16 protein-coding genes and 2 pseudogenes are annotated in these 16,304 nt (G+C 32.2%); 5 read left to right on the forward strand and 13 right to left on the reverse strand.

Going from position 1 to position 16,304, the window contains the following annotated elements; all coding sequences use genetic code 11:
• Positions 1 to 103: 103 nt before the first annotated feature.
• Positions 104 to 370 carry a hypothetical protein gene (locus tag D2K60_RS11880; protein ID WP_117170193.1) on the reverse strand — a complete coding sequence of 89 codons (267 nt, stop codon included), beginning with the start codon at positions 368 to 370 and terminating at the stop codon, positions 104 to 106.
• A gap of 375 nt (positions 371 to 745) precedes the next feature.
• Here D2K60_RS11880 and D2K60_RS21330 point away from each other — a divergent pair.
• Positions 746 to 937, forward strand: a pseudogene (locus D2K60_RS21330) (tyrosine-type recombinase/integrase); the annotation flags it as partial.
• 340 nt (positions 938 to 1,277) lie between these two features.
• Here the strand turns inward: D2K60_RS21330 and D2K60_RS11890 are convergent.
• Positions 1,278 to 2,630 carry a right-handed parallel beta-helix repeat-containing protein gene (locus D2K60_RS11890; protein ID WP_240335338.1) on the reverse strand — a complete coding sequence of 451 codons (1,353 nt, stop codon included), beginning with the start codon at positions 2,628 to 2,630 and terminating at the stop codon, positions 1,278 to 1,280.
• Between the two features lie 644 nt (positions 2,631 to 3,274).
• Here D2K60_RS11890 and arr point away from each other — a divergent pair.
• Together arr and D2K60_RS11900 are read left to right on the forward strand one after the other, a co-directional pair.
• The gene (gene arr / locus D2K60_RS11895; protein WP_117170195.1) at positions 3,275 to 3,691 is read left to right on the forward strand and encodes an NAD(+)--rifampin ADP-ribosyltransferase; all 417 of its coding nucleotides are present in this window, start codon (positions 3,275 to 3,277) and stop codon (positions 3,689 to 3,691) included.
• A gap of 438 nt (positions 3,692 to 4,129) precedes the next feature.
• The gene (locus tag D2K60_RS11900) at positions 4,130 to 4,501 is read left to right on the forward strand and encodes a hypothetical protein (RefSeq protein ID WP_117170196.1); all 372 of its coding nucleotides are present in this window, start codon (positions 4,130 to 4,132) and stop codon (positions 4,499 to 4,501) included.
• 44 nt (positions 4,502 to 4,545) lie between these two features.
• Here D2K60_RS11900 and D2K60_RS11905 read toward each other — a convergent pair whose 3' ends face one another.
• On the reverse strand, positions 4,546 to 5,397 hold the full coding sequence (locus tag D2K60_RS11905) for an AraC family transcriptional regulator (RefSeq protein ID WP_117170197.1): 852 nt from the start codon (positions 5,395 to 5,397) through the stop codon (positions 4,546 to 4,548).
• A 103-nt stretch (positions 5,398 to 5,500) separates the two neighbouring features.
• Between D2K60_RS11905 and D2K60_RS21335 the strand changes: the two genes are divergently transcribed.
• The gene (locus D2K60_RS21335; protein ID WP_420818827.1) at positions 5,501 to 5,614 is read left to right on the forward strand and encodes an IS3 family transposase; all 114 of its coding nucleotides are present in this window, start codon (positions 5,501 to 5,503) and stop codon (positions 5,612 to 5,614) included.
• A 379-nt stretch (positions 5,615 to 5,993) separates the two neighbouring features.
• Here D2K60_RS21335 and D2K60_RS11910 read toward each other — a convergent pair whose 3' ends face one another.
• The 5 genes and pseudogenes from D2K60_RS11910 to D2K60_RS11930 all read right to left on the reverse strand — a co-directional run bounded on the left by D2K60_RS11910 (position 5,994) and on the right by D2K60_RS11930 (position 9,695).
• Positions 5,994 to 7,475 carry a DNA/RNA helicase domain-containing protein gene (locus D2K60_RS11910; RefSeq protein ID WP_162880773.1) on the reverse strand — a complete coding sequence of 494 codons (1,482 nt, stop codon included), beginning with the start codon at positions 7,473 to 7,475 and terminating at the stop codon, positions 5,994 to 5,996.
• Positions 7,476 to 7,880: 405 nt separating this feature from the next.
• Complete coding sequence (locus D2K60_RS11915; RefSeq protein WP_117170199.1) at positions 7,881 to 8,699, reverse strand: hypothetical protein; 819 nt, start codon at positions 8,697 to 8,699, stop codon at positions 7,881 to 7,883.
• 45 nt (positions 8,700 to 8,744) lie between these two features.
• A pseudogene (locus D2K60_RS11920) lies at positions 8,745 to 8,909 on the reverse strand (HNH endonuclease); the annotation flags it as partial.
• Positions 8,910 to 9,008: 99 nt separating this feature from the next.
• Positions 9,009 to 9,380 carry a hypothetical protein gene (locus tag D2K60_RS11925; RefSeq protein WP_117170201.1) on the reverse strand — a complete coding sequence of 124 codons (372 nt, stop codon included), beginning with the start codon at positions 9,378 to 9,380 and terminating at the stop codon, positions 9,009 to 9,011.
• 54 nt (positions 9,381 to 9,434) lie between these two features.
• Entirely contained in the window at positions 9,435 to 9,695 is a 261-nt protein-coding gene (locus D2K60_RS11930; protein WP_117170202.1) for a hypothetical protein, read from the reverse strand.
• A gap of 1,038 nt (positions 9,696 to 10,733) precedes the next feature.
• Here D2K60_RS11930 and D2K60_RS11935 point away from each other — a divergent pair.
• Complete coding sequence (locus D2K60_RS11935; RefSeq protein ID WP_117170203.1) at positions 10,734 to 10,871, forward strand: zinc ribbon-containing protein; 138 nt, start codon at positions 10,734 to 10,736, stop codon at positions 10,869 to 10,871.
• Positions 10,872 to 11,102: 231 nt separating this feature from the next.
• Here D2K60_RS11935 and D2K60_RS11940 read toward each other — a convergent pair whose 3' ends face one another.
• The 5 genes from D2K60_RS11940 to D2K60_RS20950 form a co-directional block, all read right to left on the reverse strand.
• Complete coding sequence (locus D2K60_RS11940; protein ID WP_117170204.1) at positions 11,103 to 12,140, reverse strand: 5-methylcytosine restriction system specificity protein McrC; 1,038 nt, start codon at positions 12,138 to 12,140, stop codon at positions 11,103 to 11,105.
• Positions 12,115 to 14,592: an AAA family ATPase gene (locus D2K60_RS11945; RefSeq protein ID WP_117170205.1), complete on the reverse strand. Its 2,478-nt coding sequence runs from the start codon at positions 14,590 to 14,592 to the stop codon at positions 12,115 to 12,117. The genes D2K60_RS11940 and D2K60_RS11945 overlap by 26 nt, the downstream gene beginning before the upstream one ends.
• 70 nt (positions 14,593 to 14,662) lie before the next feature.
• Positions 14,663 to 15,259, reverse strand: a complete 597-nt coding sequence (locus D2K60_RS20940; RefSeq protein WP_240335306.1) for a hypothetical protein — start codon at positions 15,257 to 15,259, stop codon at positions 14,663 to 14,665.
• Between the two features lie 136 nt (positions 15,260 to 15,395).
• On the reverse strand, positions 15,396 to 15,788 hold the full coding sequence (locus D2K60_RS20945) for an RNA-directed DNA polymerase (protein ID WP_240335307.1): 393 nt from the start codon (positions 15,786 to 15,788) through the stop codon (positions 15,396 to 15,398).
• A 119-nt stretch (positions 15,789 to 15,907) separates the two neighbouring features.
• The gene (locus tag D2K60_RS20950) at positions 15,908 to 16,186 is read right to left on the reverse strand and encodes a hypothetical protein (RefSeq protein WP_240335308.1); all 279 of its coding nucleotides are present in this window, start codon (positions 16,184 to 16,186) and stop codon (positions 15,908 to 15,910) included.
• Between the last annotated feature and the right edge of the window lie 118 nt (positions 16,187 to 16,304).

The raw sequence follows: 16,304 nt of genomic DNA on the forward strand, positions 1-16,304 counted from the left end.
CTTGGAGGTTAAAATAAAGGTAGAAACTCGCTATCTTATTGAACAATTGCACCCGTTTGTTTAAGAAGGTAAGTGCCGTTAAGGATATACTCCTCTTAAATATTCATACACTTATAATTTTTTTACCAAATCGGTCTTCGATAATAAAAAAAACTCCAAGCGTTGCAAGGATTAAAAATGGAGTTGTGCCATGCGATATTAAGCCAAAGTACGGTAATATTAAAGATAAGAGTACAAGTACCGTAGCTACCATTCGAACAACCAAAAGGTTTTTAGAATATTTTTTTTTATTCAAATCACTTCCTCCTTTCTTAGTGTGTTTTACAACACTCTTCTCCGTTTGTTGAACAAACGTTAAATTATTATCCACCTATAATTTATCCTTCTTACACTAACCTGCCCGTTAGTTTAAGATCAATATTTCACAAACTAACAGTTCTTCATACCAAAATTTTACCATAAATTAGAGGTTTATTGTTCTTATTCTTTAGAAATATGGAAATAATTTCTCTATGACATTTTAAATATATTGGAGGAATAAAGCTATGCACTTAACTAAAGCTTGGGAACATTCAAAAATGAAAAACGAATTGAAGGATTTTCCACCCCACACATTAAATGCTTACCGGCTGCAATCGAACCTCTTAGTCCGTCACTTCCAAGATATCAACCCTCAATTCATTTCAACTCAGGAATTAAAGCATACTTAGCTTCATCCAGCGAAGCATTAAAACCATCAAGTCTTGATCGAGCTGGTATAGATAAAACCATGCACCATCATCAATTGCGCCAAAGTTATGCAACTCATTTGCTAAATAACGGTGCTCCACTTGATGTTATACAAAGTTTACTTGGGCATGAAAATAGTGAAACTACTCGTATCTATGCTCAGTTGAGTGGAAAATTGAGACGAGAATTATATAGAAAATACTTTTAATTCTGTTTAGATTTTTTTAATCCATTGAAATATCTTGGGCTTTTCTCTTAACTCCTTCAACAAACATACTTAATTCTGATAAATAGTCATCTAGAGTAATAGAACTCAAGCCTTTCAGTTTTTTAGCCGATAAGAATAGGCGAATTAACTAAGAAAGTTACCGAAGTTTTGAACAGAAACTTTAATATTTAATTTAGACATATTGATTCAACGATAATGTAGCCTGGCTCTGTCTTGCTTTCTATGACAAATATAGTGTTTCTTATTTTGTGACTTGCACTCTTATTTTTATAAATGAAAAAAGTCCCAATGATTGAACCATCATCAGGACTAAATATTATTATTCTATAATACTTTTTGCAGGTGATTCCTTTTTCAATGTAAAATCATAGGTGGTTTCATTTTCAAACATTGGATCCAAGTAACTGGATTGTGAATCACTAGTTGAAGCACGTTTGAACTCTTGAAAAGAAGTGAATTCTTCTTCTTTCCATACCCAAAGACCTGTTTTCCCCTTTTCTTTATGAAAGACATTTCTTGATAGTACATTATCTTGATTCGTTGTAAAAAAATTGGCGATAAAAATACGAGATGGCCCAGCTGTTAGAATATTTCTTTCTATCACATTGTTTTTTATATCATGCTGTAATAGCAGCTGCCCACCTGCTAGCCCTTTCGTATCATTTCGATAGATAATGTTTTTTGTAATGGAAGAGTTTATTGTTCCTCCCCGATTTTCGTCATATCCACCAATCGATATTCCTGTATAATGGTTGTTATACACAATGTTGTCTGTTATTTGAATGTTATCAGCATATTGTTTTGCATGCTCAGAGGTTGCTTCAATTCCGATATCGCAATTATAAATAGTATTCTTATCAATCGTTATATTTTTCCCACCATCGACATAAACCCCACCGGCATTATATTCTTCTCCATATGCTGGATTACCGTACGAGGATATTTCATACACTTCATTATTTTTAACGATACCATTCCGAACGTAGTCAGCTTTTGGATCATTTGATATACCTTCAAAACCAATTAGATCAATTCCGATATTATCATTTCTGCGAACTATGTTATTTTCAATAGTAAAACCATCGACATTCCCATTAAGAACGAGTGATTCACTCCACCCTAGTTTTAAATCCTCTATTGTATTATTTATAATATGAACATCTTTCATCGGTCCAGTTCCGTATATAGCAATCCCATGGGCATTCCCATCTTCTGCATGCGTTTCTATTTTTCGTACAACATTATTTTCTAACCTAATATGGCTACTTGAGCCTGTTACATACATCCCTATTACAGTTTCATTCGTTAAGTTAGTTGTTAATTCTTGAATAATGAGTCCACTAATCGTGATATAATTTTTATTGTCTATGCTAACAAGAGACGTATCCCCTTCTACATTCTTTACGTCATCACCAGAAAGAACAACCTTGTCTTGATTGTAGGCTTTAAACGTGATTGGTTTTAATTTTGTCCCACTATGCCTAACAATTAGCTTTTCTTTATAGGTGCCTTCTTTTATGTAGACAATCGTCCCCGCTCTTGCTTCTGAAACAGCTTTCTTTAGTGTGCGAAATGGTTTTGATTTAGTCCCATCATTTTGATCATTTCCATTTGTAGCAACGTATATAGCCTTATCATGTGTTGAATCTGTAAAACCAAAAACAATTAAAATAGCTGCTGCAAATAGGTAAAGAATCGTCTTTTTCACTACATCATTCCTTTATAGTAGTTCGTAACTTTCACTTCATATTAAAGCATAGAAATAGCCGTTCAGACAATATGTCTAAACGGCTATTTCGTTTCCCTCTCCCCACCATAACGGTATTGTAATGGTAAACACTGCCTTTTCCATATTCACTTTCTATTTCAACCGTTTCTCGGCAAAGGTCAACAATTTTTTTGACGCGTGTTAATCCGAGTTTATTCGATTAGATGGATTCTCATTCCACTATTTACTTTAAAACTATCATTTATAGGATGATTTAGGATCCTCTCATTTCCCCTGAATTTCGGGAAATACAGACTAATGGTAAACCTTCGTGCATATGAATTTTCATTGGAGTCGTCTCCTAACACCAATAATTTTTTGCTCCTCTACTTCAAGTGCTTCTTTATCAGTATGAAAAATATAGTATTCACGTGAACGTTCTGCTAGATGATGTTTTTTGTATGCTAAATAATAGGTAATTGTTGTTCGACATCATTCTCTCTACTTACATTATACTACTAATTGTAAACTGTTTCTAGACTATACTTTCTAATGCTCCTCCCCTATACTTATATATACAAATCTAAAAATATAAGAGGTGTATCAGTATGAATGACAAACAAGATGTCTTAGATAATGGTCCTTTCTTTCATGGTACTAAAGCGAAACTAAAAATTGGAGATCTTTTAGAACCGCAAAACTTATCAAATTACCAAGACAAAAAATCTAACTATATATATTTCACTGCATCATTAGATGCAGCGAAATGGGGTGCTGAATTAGCAACATCTAAATTAAAAGAAAGAATTTACATTGTAGAATCAATAGGTGATTTTGAAAATGATCCGAATTTAACTGACAAAAAATTCCCTGGAAACCCAACACGTTCTTATAGGTCTAAATCACCTTTGAAAATAATAGCTGAATTAAGTTCATGGGAAAGACATTCCGATGAAGAAATAAATCATATGCTAACATCTTTAAAAAAATTACATGAACAAGGAAAAGCTGTAATATACGATTAATCTTCAACATCTATAAAGTCATAACTTAAATGGGTAGCTTCAGAAAAATGCGGATTTGCAACATTACGCAAATTACAACATAAAAAGAATCGGTTCCTTAAAACGTTTAGGAACCGATATTTTTGATTTGTCTTATTAAGTTAACCTGCCTCGTTAGTTTAAGAATAACATTGTACAAACTAACAGTTATTCCTACTAACTTTTACCCAGTTTTCACTTGATATAATCCAACACTTTTTTCCAGTTAAAGACTTCCTTAATAATGAAAGGTTGTGTATGATAGTCTTATATAATCATGCAACCACTGTATATCTTTGCGTATCGATACTCACAAAAAAAGTATATATACTAATAATTATACACATTTACGAAGTTGTGCTTGTTTAACTATAGCGGCGGGTTAGAAAAAGACTAAAGAATAATGGAGGAATACTAAACATGAACAATATCGAGGCAGTGGTAGATTTCAAAAAGTTAATGGCTATTGAATTACAAATAAACCTTGGTGAGTTAAATTGTAATGCAAGATTTACATTTCTTACAGAATCCGCATTTATAGAAGGGGAAATGAATTTAAAAGAATCTGATTACAATGAAACCACAGCTCCATTGGGTCATTCGTTAATGACTGCTGAAAAGGAACCTAAACTTGATACAACTGGGAAAGACTTCATAAATATCAAGGCTTGTTTTTACCTAAAAGATGTAAAATTAACTCCTTTTACAAACCAAGACAACCCTATTCATCTAAAAGAATTTATTTTATTTTCAGACCATATATTAGGCGTTACTTTAACAGAAGACAATTAAAGTAAGCAGTGGATTAACGTGTAATCCACTACTAATATAAACTCCTATTTTACAGGAATCAAGATTTCTGAATATAAATCAGGACTGGATGGATCTTCATCTGAATATACCTCTAGTTCTGGTGTACCTGCGTGTTTGTAACCACTTGAAGGAAACCATTCTGAAAAAATTTGTTTCCACGCCTTTTGCATAGCATCCGGCATTGGTCCGTGAACCTCAAATACAGCCCATTTGGTTGCAGGGATTTCTAAAGTTGATAATCCATCAGGCGTATTGCCCTCATGTGCTGTACCTATCCAATAATCAATCTGTTGAGAATCTCTTTCTACACATACACCCACTAAACCTTCAACTGGACCATTGTTCAATTTAATCAATCGCTCACTAGTTCCCTCACCGTTTACCTTATCCCACATTTTTGGGATGCCCACTAGATTTTCCTTATTAACCAGTGAAAATTCCCGCTTAATCCCTACAATCTGAAATGCCTCACGTTCAATAATTTTGACCTGCATCGGCTCTGCTCCCTTCAAACTCACCTGTACTACCAGGTGGTTATAAGATTTTAGCTTTCCCGTGTACTTTCGTGCTTCACTTGGTGTTATACCATGTTGCCGTCGAAAAGCCTTTGAGAAAGCTTCAGGAGTATCGTAACCATATTTGTAGGCGAGATCAATAATCTTTGTGTTTGATCTTGTTAACTCATAGGCAGCTAATGTTAGGCGACGACGTCTAAGATAATCACCAACAGATGTATCAGTTAATATCGAAAATGTACGCTGAAAGTGAAAAACTGAAAAATTAGCCTGTTGGGCAACACTTTCTATCGAAATATCATCAAGTATATTATCTTCCATGTAGTCTATAGCTGCCTGTAATGATTCAACCCACGTCATGTTACTCACTCCTTATTTAAACCTTAACAGAGCATTATCTATTAATCCTGTCTTCCCGTGCTTTGCTCGGACAGTATGTTTGAGGTAGAATGGAACGTAAAAAATTAAAAAAAGGCTTACAGAAGCTGGTTTTACAGTGTCAAGACGTCGCATAGGTAGATTAATGCATGAGCTTGGAATCGAATCAACTTATGCACAACCGTCTTTAAACCAATGATCACACAACCAAATGAAGATGACGTTCAAAATCTTTTTAGACAGGAACTTTGATGTTGATGAAGCGATGTCGATATTAGTAAGTGATTTAACATACGTTAGAGTCGGAAAGCAATGGAACTATGTGTGCTTCTTACTAGATTTATATAATAGAGAAATGGTTACAGTGTTGGAAAGGATGCAGCTCTTGTTCGACGTGACTTCGCATCGGTTAAACCGTCATTAGGAACGGTGAAAATATTCCACACAGATCGCGGTTCTGAATTTAAGAACGTCGCCATTGATGAACTATTATGTACGTGAATGACATCCAATGTTCTTTAAGTAATAAAGGAAACCCTTATGACAAAGCAGTTTCCGAATGATTAGAGACATTTTAATTATTGATTTAAGACTTTTACTGCTCGTCGTGCTAAGTCTTTGTTATTAATGATAATAAGGGTAAGTTTTTCTTTGGTTCTCGTTGCCAACTGATAAAACATTCGTACAACATCATAATATGAACTACATGTTGCGTATAGTTTCCCCGAAGCATCATACTGAACATAATCTCCTAATGTTAAAACAACATGATTAAATTCTTGCCCAATAACTTCATGAGCGTTTAATACTGATTGGACGTTATTATAACGTTGATATTTTCTAGGTGTTATTAGATCGTCAGTAAAACTTAGAACTGTAGCCTCCCCTTTGGAGGAATCTATCAATTCCTCTATATAGTGATTTGATGTCCTAATATCATCAAAAGATATAACTTCAATGAAATCTCTAAAGTGGAGATTAGAAGCATGATTGTGCTGACTATCAAATATCTTCTTTATAAAAAGATTAATTTCTTTATTATTCCTTATTTTCCCTGTTAGAACTCTGTTTATAACTTCTGAATTTAATCCTAAAATCTTATTTGCTATATCACTTGTTTTTTCATCAAGATGTAAATATTGTTCTGGATCATAAGAAAAGTATACTTTTATTTTATTTTCTCTAGCATATTTTATTATATATTGGAGTTGATACTCTGTAAGTCTCTGGGCCTCATCGATAAAAATAGCGTTAACCTCTGTTGTCAAATATTCTTGATAGTTTTTTATAGGGGTAATATTCCATCCATAATCTTTTAATTTATAATGACCGATGTTTAATTTAGCACAATGAATAATTAAGATAGATTCTCTTTTATTTTTATAATCTTTAGCTATATCATATAATAATAGCGTTTTTCCTGTTCCCGCCTCTCCTTTAATTGCGTTGAATAATTTATCACTTTTCTCAAATTCCTTTTTAAATCTTTGCTGTAAATCATTTAAAAAGTATTTGTTTCTTATAAACTTTTCAGTATCATTAAATACTGAAACTAGGTACTGTTTCGGTTTAAAAATTTCGTTTATATCTTCCTCTTCCAAATAACTCATCTGCTTTTCTTCTAACCACTCTATAAAACTATCAAAATCTGCTATTAAGTCCAATCGATCATGTTCGGTTGTGTATTCATAAATAGAATTGCTGGATTTCACATATGTGAAAGTCCAAATTTTTCTTCCTGTACTATTCAGATAATAACTATTCTCTTTAAGTTGCTTTTTAATTTTTTCTTCTGTGCTAGTTTCTTTTAATTCAATATTAATAATATAATCACTGGCAACTTTTAAAATATCAAATTGTTTGGATATTTGAGGTATACTATAATCATAGATATAACCATTAAAGATGTTAATCTTGCTATATTTCTTTCGTATTTCCTCAACAAAACTACTTAATGTTTCTAACTCTCTATAATTAATCTTTCTATCATTCAAATAATCTTCGACTAAATTCTCTTTAAACATTAAATTCAATGTTAATAAATTCACTCTTTTAATCATCACAGTGATCTCCTCTACGTTAATAATAAAAACTAGTTTAGATATGGAATTATCCATCAGTTTAACTTACAATCATAAAACGTAATAAACAGTTTAAGATAATAGCGACTATCACATCATGCCGCCCGTGTATTAAAGGAAAAAACATTTTACAATAATTTTTAAAATACACTCAATCTTTTCAGTAAGAAAACCTGCAGAATTTTTTACGAATTCTTTCATCAATTATACTTCTGCAACTACCGGGTGGGGGTTATCAGAGACTATCAATATTATCCCATCCTGAATTTTTATAACAAGTTTATTTTCTATTAACCAATTGTAGAATTTTAATTATAATTAGCAATACAATTTAAAGTCATCAATTATTAGCTGTTCCTTTAGTTGAAGTCATTGCTTCAAAAATCAAGAAAAACTTTTTGTCGCATTTTCAGTTTGTTTCATATCCACCCCATTAGTATTTAACTCCGAAGCAACACCAATTAGTTTTGTAGCTTGTTCAAGATTTGTATCTAAAGCACTTTTTCCGGAGATTATCAAATCAAATTCTTTTAATATTTTATGCTCAAACTCTACCAACACTTTTTGTAAAGAGTGTATATTTGTATATTTATAATTTTCATGTTTTTCCTGATCTAATACCTCTTTAACTACCTTTTTAACATGGACATCATTATACCAAGGCTTCAAAGAATTATTATAGTATTGGGTTAAAAATAAAAAGCTAATTCTACCCACGAATGATTTGTATGTACTATATAATCCCCAAATGTATTCTCCTAAGTATGGTCGATATTTTTCAATTCCGTTTTGGGTTTCTAACATTTGATTCAATGATTCATAATTAACCTCTGAAATATTAAACTTATCTGCCAATCCAGGGTTATGATATTCATCCGGAAGAATAACAGAATAGAAAGTAGACAAAGGGGCAAAAAACTCTCTAGTATTTAATATATCTTCCCATAGATTTTCTATTGCATTCAACCTTTTCTCTTGTGAGTAACCACTTTCTGTTGCGAACGCAGATAATGACGTCTTTATCAATTCATTATTAATACTGATGTTCGCTTTTAATTGCTCAATATCTTCATTTGCCTTTTTTTGGCTAATTATTTTCATTTGGTCACTTGCTATTCTACCTATCCATTTAAGAATTCCAACAGTTATTGTACTACCCCCGACTACACCAAATAATGTTGTCAAAACTAATGTCCAGTCCAATAATTACACTCCTTTACCATAAAATAGGAAAAACTGTTTGATCTTTTAAATAAATACCTTTCCCTCAATTACTTTTATTAACTTTTGAACGTCTTTTTGTGAATCAACAACGTGCATTTTATCATGGCAATTTTGACATAAAGCAATCGTGTTGTAAATAGAATCATAACCCCCACGCGACAACCATTCAATATGGTGCGTATGTAAATGAGGTTCACTCTTTTTATTCTTATAAGGTGCTTCTTTCTCGAAGGTAGGACCGTTTGTTTATTCACTTATCATTTAATTCACATGGCCTCTAATGTGAAGTTAATCAGATTCAATTTCAGCTATCGCTTCCTGCCTTCTACATGAAAAACAGAGTAAAGTATATGAATTTCTAATATTATTTAAAGGTTGATTGCACTTTAGACAATTAGTTATGCCCTTTAATTCAGACTTTCCTTTATTCCCATTTTTCAACTCATTATCTCTAAATGGTATTGTAAATCCTTCCTTATTTTTTTTTAGTATTTTTTTTCCTAACTCTGTAATTACAAGTTTCTTATTGTTTTTTAATTCTACAACTTCTAAGCCTAGTAATATATTTTGAACAATGTTTTCTTTTAAGTAGTATCTTTCTTCCTCTTCATTGTTTGGCATTTTTGTGTATAATTCTATGATATGTAAACCATTTTTCACATCTTCAAGAGACTCTAATATTGTTCTTATCGAGGAGAATACTTGCCAATGATTTTACGGTAGATTTTCAACTTTGTATAAGAGGATCTTTTCTCGCAACTCAATTAAATCATTTATTAGTTGTTCTTCTATATATAAATAAAAAGCTTTCTTTGAATTACAAAGTACCCCTGAATAATCAAATTTGTCACCTATTTTATTAAAAGTTGTTATCATTTTTCCACCATCTACAGTAAAACGATAACTTTTTATTTTATTTCGGACACCAAATAGATCTGAATCTTGAATTTTTGTCTTAATATAGGACAGTTCCATAGTATCACCCCACGAAAAATAATAATTAATAATTAAATGTATTGACTACAATATTTTCATTTAAAATGAACCTTTGCCGAATCCATCATTTGTTGTGTAATAGCTTCTGTTTTATCTTTCGGACACTTACTAGCTCGAAGCTGTCGCTTTATTTTCTTACGCATTTGATCCAAGTACACATAACTTACTCAATTGGTGCGTCAAACCCAGTTAACAGCTTGATTATAGGTTTTTGTCTAAACTTCGTATAGTCTCAGGGATGGTCAATTGTTGACAAAGACCATTCTCTCGCTTCTTCAAAACTCATTGACAATTCATCAATTATCAAATCAGCTATACCAGTTAATGGGCTATCACGAAAATAATCTGATGGTCTTTCGTAGTTGGGGCTAATCCCATCATTTGCCCTTTTAGAAAAACCAGCAAGTAATGCAAAAATTACACTTAAATATTGCTTTATAGAATATCCATATGTTTGTTGGAATGGGGTATGGATATCAATATAATCATTTTTATGAAAGTTTTGAGGGTTACTTGAAATCTCATCAAAGATTAGTACTGACCTAGCTAATGAAGATCCGATTTCAGACTTCGTATTAAAAACTGCATTTGCGAATAAATCATACTTAATATTCCTCGTTCATTAAGCATTCCTTCACAAAGTCTTCGAATATTGAAGATCTTTGCTGCACAGTATTAAGTCTACTACGTAATACTAGGGTGAATCTATCGTAGGCAAGGCATTAAGTGCATTATTCCATGGTAAATCGTCTGTAATTTATCGGTACAATCTTTGGCACTCGGTGGTAAAAATATGTCAGAGGTGGTATATTTCAGTGTCCGTAATCAACTTATTACTTTGCACGAACTACATACTATCTTCTGAGTTATTCCACCATCTGGCACGTCTAGAATCAAAGCTCCCTCTATTTACGTACTTCTAAACGCATAAATCTAATATCCCTTATACCTATAAGGTAATTAAATAGAGGATAAATGCAGTATTAAGTCGAATTAACAATTAAGGAGGTGAAATATATGCCATCTACAGGTGAAAAACCAGGTAAAGGTAGATACTCCTGCCAAAAATGTTTTACAAAAGTAAATTTGGACGATGCAACCGATACATTACCACCATGTCCAAAATGTCACGGAACTGAATACAGAAAAATTTAATTATATAATCTTATGACAGAGCTCTACTTGCCCTGTCTCTTTTTTCTATAGCATATAATCCGTTCTATCATACTATAATTTTACCATATTTCGACATAAAAAAGGGTGTTTGATTAAAATTGTAAATAAACATTCGCAATCAATAAAAATCCAACAAAAAAAGTAATGAACTATCCATCTAGGATTTAGTCCATTACTTTTTAAATCTTACCTATTTAACTCTCTAAAACTTCATTCCACAATCTCCAACAATCGTTCATGTATCTTCCGCCAGTTTTGAGCTAAATCAACCGTGCATATCTTCACGTGAAATCCATGCATATGATAGCTTAGATCAATTGATTTCTGTACTTCCGGGTACAAGAGCATTCCCATTGCTTTCTGACCAGAATAATACGCATCATTATTTAAATAAGCAAAGAGTTGGTAGAGGTGTGCACTACGTACTGTTTCTTTACTCCAATGTGCAGCTAACCCGTCTTTATAAAACTTTGTATCTATTATTATTTTCCTGTCATCTAATGTAAGTGATATATCTGTCTTCATAATTGGAAGTAATTCAGTACTATCTCCTTCTGCAGGCCAGTACATCGTTTCACTTTTTGCAATAGAACCGTGAATTTCTTTTCGATAAAAGTTCTTTACGAAATTTTCAAATAGGCGTGCTACTTTCTGGTGATCACGTGAGAAATTCTGAAACACTTTGTTACTATCGCCTTCATGTAACAAGGTGTTTTCCAAGATGAATTGACAAACATCTAGTATAAACTGATAATGTTGATTGTTTCGATGTAATTTAATCAGTTTGAAAAAACGATGATTAATTTTTATTAGCGACACACTATCAAAATAGGGAAGAATCTTTTTTATCTCGTCTCTATATTGCTTTTCTACTTCTTTATTTCTAGCTAGATAATGCACCGTTGCTTTTATCAACTGATTATGCAGGATATCATGCGACATATCCTCCTCAAGAATATGCATCTTTCCTCTCTTGTGAGAAAAGGACTGAATCGATTCTTTAAAAAGGATTTTCCCACGTATGATTCCAGACTCTTCTTGATTCTCCACATACTCTTTGTAAAAACCTCTTTTGATTAATGCCTTTACCTTTATTAAGAGTACTTTACTTAACAAGTTTAATAAGTCTTTCTCATCTTCCTCATACACCGAAATAACATTCTTCTCGTAAGGATGGTCCCACGCATACACTAGCATGTAATACAGGTTCTTGACGGGAATTCTATTGATGTCGCTCGATGAGATCATCAACTTTATCCTCCTGGTCAAACCAATATTCCCTTAGCAATGGTTCAATTTCCAATCGAACGATACGTTCAAACCAGACTTGTTCATCCTTAATTTCACCATCTGGACAAAAGTAACTGTGCCCTATTTCAAACCCTTTGCCTAGATTCGCATTATCATTAAGTATTTCTTGATTAACTTCTTTCATAAAGATACTCACTTTTCCTATAAAACCATTGCTTATCCCTTTTCCTCTCAAAAATGTTGCAAATGATTCTGTATGAAAACCAGGGACCAAAGTAATAAAAGCAAATCGTCTGCGTAACGCATAGTCAACCATAGCAAGTGATCGGTCAGCAGTATTCATGGTAGCAATGATATAAATGTTTTCAGGAATACAAAACTTCTCTCCGTCATTATTACTATAGGCAAGTTTTAGTTCATGCTCTTTTCCACGTTTATCTGCTTCCATTAGCATCATCACTTCGCCGAAGATTTTAGATAAGTTCCCACGATTAATTTCATCAATAATAAAATAGAAATTTTCTTCTGGCTGTTTTTGTGCTTTTTTACAAAAAGAATAAAATAGACCATCTTGCAGTTCAAAATTCCCATGTTCATTTGGTTTAAATCCCCGAATAAATTCCTCATACGAATAGGATTGATGGAACTGTACCGTCTCAATATATTCTGGATCTTTCTTCCCCATATGTAAGTAAGCTAAGCGCTTTGCAACAAACGTTTTACCAACACCCGGAGGTCCTTGTAATATAATGTTTTTCTTATAAAATAATGATTCAATAGCATCTTCAATTTTCTCTATATCAATAAACAAGTCAGCCTTGACGTCATCAATCACATATGGAACGATTGTTTTATCTTCCGTATTATAAGCTGGTTTTAGTTCACCTATTTCTAATCGGTCAAGTATCTGCTCGACATAGCCTTCATACGAACTAACATTTGTTAATGTCTTCGTGTTAATAGGTAAGTCGGAAGCTTTCCATTTACCCGTTTTTAACCACTCCACATTTCTAAATGAATGGTGTTCACCGTTATCTGGATCATATATATACGGAGAGATTACTAAACCGTAGGCAATTAGCTCATCTTTCCCTCGTTTTATAAAAATATAGTCTCCCTCATTCATTTCTCTGAGGAATTGTTCATTTGCAAGTGCATCATTCGTTGGCGAATAGTCAATGTTATGGATCTCTTTTAGTTTTTCAGTAATTTCTCTTTTATCAGTATATTTTCTTAAATCACCAAGTTCAGACCAACCAATCGAAATTTGGTTCTTTTCTTTAAAATGCTCCCAGAGTTTTCCGTTCTCTCCAGCTGCCAGTAACCAATACTTTGGTTCTTCTATCGTAATCTCTTCGTCTTGAAAATTCAGCTTACTTTTCTCAAAGACGAAACTAAAGAACTGATCGATCTCATAATAAATCGGTAGATCTGTTTGTCTACCAATAATTGTCTCATATTTGTTGGTAATAGCATGATCTTTTAGTACATGTTGGAACTTTATAAATTTTTTCGAGAAAGTATCCCCTCGACTGTAACCTGGATCTAATTCCAATTCATTCTCTACAGCAGCACGATCTCGTTGATTATAAAAACAATATTCTTCTGGAAAGATATTTCCGATCATCTCACTTACAGCGCTCGTACCTATACCAAATAACTTATAATCTGGATTATTTAAAAACTGATCAATTCGATATTCAATCGTATCCTCGCCGTGCACTAAGTAATGAAAGCTATTTTGATACTTTTCTAACGAAGCATTTATATTCCCAAACGCACGACTGCGAGCAATTGCCATTCGATAAGCATTTACATGCGTGCCAATCTTCTGAAAATCTTCCCAAATCATATTTTTAATAAAAGCTGGATCCCGAAATTGTTGGAAAAATGTATAGCTTTCTTTTATGTAATCTAGTTCAGTTAAAAACGCCGTTACTTCGTTTTTATAAAAATACAGGTATTTCTCAAGCAATGGAAGTTCGACACTGTTATTTAAGGTATCTGGGTTATTCCAGTAATACATTAGATACTCGAATTCTTCTTCTTTTAATTTATAGTTGGTGCTCTGCGGTGCTTTAAGAATAAGCAAATTTGTAGTCTCAGGCATTTCCTTTAGTTTAGGTCTAAGCAACATACCTTCTGATTCTGTTAACCTGCACGCTTTAACCTTAAGCTCAACAGCCATATTCTCCCCATCCGTCTCATAAGGGCCATTTACAATCTCTGTTAAAGCGATAACGCCACCACTATTTTTCTCCTCACCATCAGACCGCCAAATTAGTACTTCATCACCAATTTGAATATCTTTCACAAAATGCTTTTGTCTAATAGTCCAGTCAATGACCTTACCCTTTTTAACATAATTATCAATATCATGAATATCTGGATATTTATCATTATTAATACTAAACCGCTTAGGGTTCCCTTGAAAAATCCAACTTGTCATATAATATCCCCCTGCTTTTTGATGGATAAGTATATTTTAACATAATTTAAAAGTAGTCATTATAGTTAGTTCAAATGCCGCTTATAAATGAAACATCATTCTCTTTTAATACTTTCCAATCACTTTTTAAACTTGATTTTGGTAGAACTTCATATACAAATAACCAATTTTGATCAAATTCTTCATCATCTTTTATTAGTTCTCTAGCTAACTTTTTAAATAGTTTAACTTCTGAATTAATTTGCTTCTTTTCGCAATATAAAAACCCTAATAGTAATAATATACAATGATTACTTTTCCTTATATTTTGAAAATCAATACTTAATATATCGAATCTATAAATCAAAGAAAAATAAATTGAATAAGATACGAGCTCATATTGATTATTTCTAGAACCTTCATCATATATTTTTTCCGAAAATTCTTGAATGCTCTCTTTCTTAACATTAAAAGATTCGAACACATATTCTTCTAGTAGTGTAACTAAATAAGGGTAAATTATAGTAAGGTGAAATATAGTTTTTACATAATAATTCATCGCATTATTTGTTAATTTTTTATTTGTTATAACTTTTATCGTATAATTAATAATTGCTGAATTCTCCTTATTGGTATGCATTAACTCAATAGCTAAATCTAAATATGCTTGTACATCCTTAAAGTCCATTACCTTTTTCTCAGTGAGTTTAAGATGAGTATTTAATTTTCTAACCCACCTTTCAGTAGAAGCAATTGGTAGTGGTGTTATACTAGTCTTCTTATGATTCAAGACTAACTTATATTGACGGAGTTGTTCTGATAGGTCAGTTAAAAAGTTTTTGTCCATCTTCATAATTAGTTACATAGCACGTATAATCATCAATATTTCTTATGTATTTCCACCCTTTATTACTTAATTCAAAATCAATGGAAGTCAATAAAATTTCTGATAATATATTAGAAGAATGTGGTCCAATTAAAATACCTTGAGTTTCTCCATTAGAAGTGTTTCTAACAGAAAAATCCAGCTCGTTATACCACACATTTTTGTTACCTCTATTACTTTTAGCTACATTCTTTCCAACAAGTGCCCAGGAAATTGAATGAGTATATATACTAGGAAAGCACGTAGATATATCTGCATTAACTAAATATTTTTTCCCAATAATCAAATCGAGTTCTGGCGTTCCATCCCTTTCAAAATCTTTATAACTCATATTGAAAAGTTTCTTACTGTCTTTCATTTTCCTTATATGAATTCTACTGATTTTATGATTATCATCTTTTGTATTTTTTTCAAAATGGTCAATAATTTTTTCCCAATTATTTTTTAAATTTAAACATAGCCTATGGTATGACATAGGCGTTGGTATGACATAGGCGTTGGTATGCCTAGAGATCGGGGAAGATTAATGTTTCTCATATTTTCATAATAGATATAGGAATGTTCCTTTTTAGTATTAATAAACGTAGGATTATTTGTTCGACAATATTCATAAAATGGCTTTGAAGTTAAAAATGGAGGTAATTTTTCACTAAACATTCCAAATCCCAATAGACCTTCATACAACTCATCACCTGTAATTTCATTCATAAACTCAAAGTTTTTCTTCACCTGAATTCCCTTCTTTCAATTTTTAATTTTATCAATTTATAACCAGCTATCTTCACCCTTCACTTCAACTACAAGCTTTTCATATTGATAATTAATATATTCTAACAACGTTTTATTA

Source organism: Paraliobacillus sediminis, assembly GCF_003426055.1.

Coding starts and splice junctions, on each gene's coding strand:
- arr (WP_117170195.1), top strand. CDS start 3,275: ATGAATGACAAACAAGATGTCTTAGATAATGGTCCTTTCTTTCATGGT.
- D2K60_RS11900 (WP_117170196.1), top strand. CDS start 4,130: ATGAACAATATCGAGGCAGTGGTAGATTTCAAAAAGTTAATGGCTATT.
- D2K60_RS11905 (WP_117170197.1), bottom strand. CDS start 5,397: ATGACGTGGGTTGAATCATTACAGGCAGCTATAGACTACATGGAAGAT.
- D2K60_RS11910 (WP_162880773.1), bottom strand. CDS start 7,475: ATGATTAAAAGAGTGAATTTATTAACATTGAATTTAATGTTTAAAGAG.
- D2K60_RS11930 (WP_117170202.1), bottom strand. CDS start 9,695: ATGGAACTGTCCTATATTAAGACAAAAATTCAAGATTCAGATCTATTT.
- D2K60_RS11935 (WP_117170203.1), top strand. CDS start 10,734: ATGCCATCTACAGGTGAAAAACCAGGTAAAGGTAGATACTCCTGCCAA.
- D2K60_RS11940 (WP_117170204.1), bottom strand. CDS start 12,140: ATGATCTCATCGAGCGACATCAATAGAATTCCCGTCAAGAACCTGTAT.
- D2K60_RS11945 (WP_117170205.1), bottom strand. CDS start 14,592: ATGACAAGTTGGATTTTTCAAGGGAACCCTAAGCGGTTTAGTATTAAT.
- D2K60_RS20940 (WP_240335306.1), bottom strand. CDS start 15,259: ATGGACTTTAAGGATGTACAAGCATATTTAGATTTAGCTATTGAGTTA.
- D2K60_RS20945 (WP_240335307.1), bottom strand. CDS start 15,788: ATGAGTTATAAAGATTTTGAAAGGGATGGAACGCCAGAACTCGATTTG.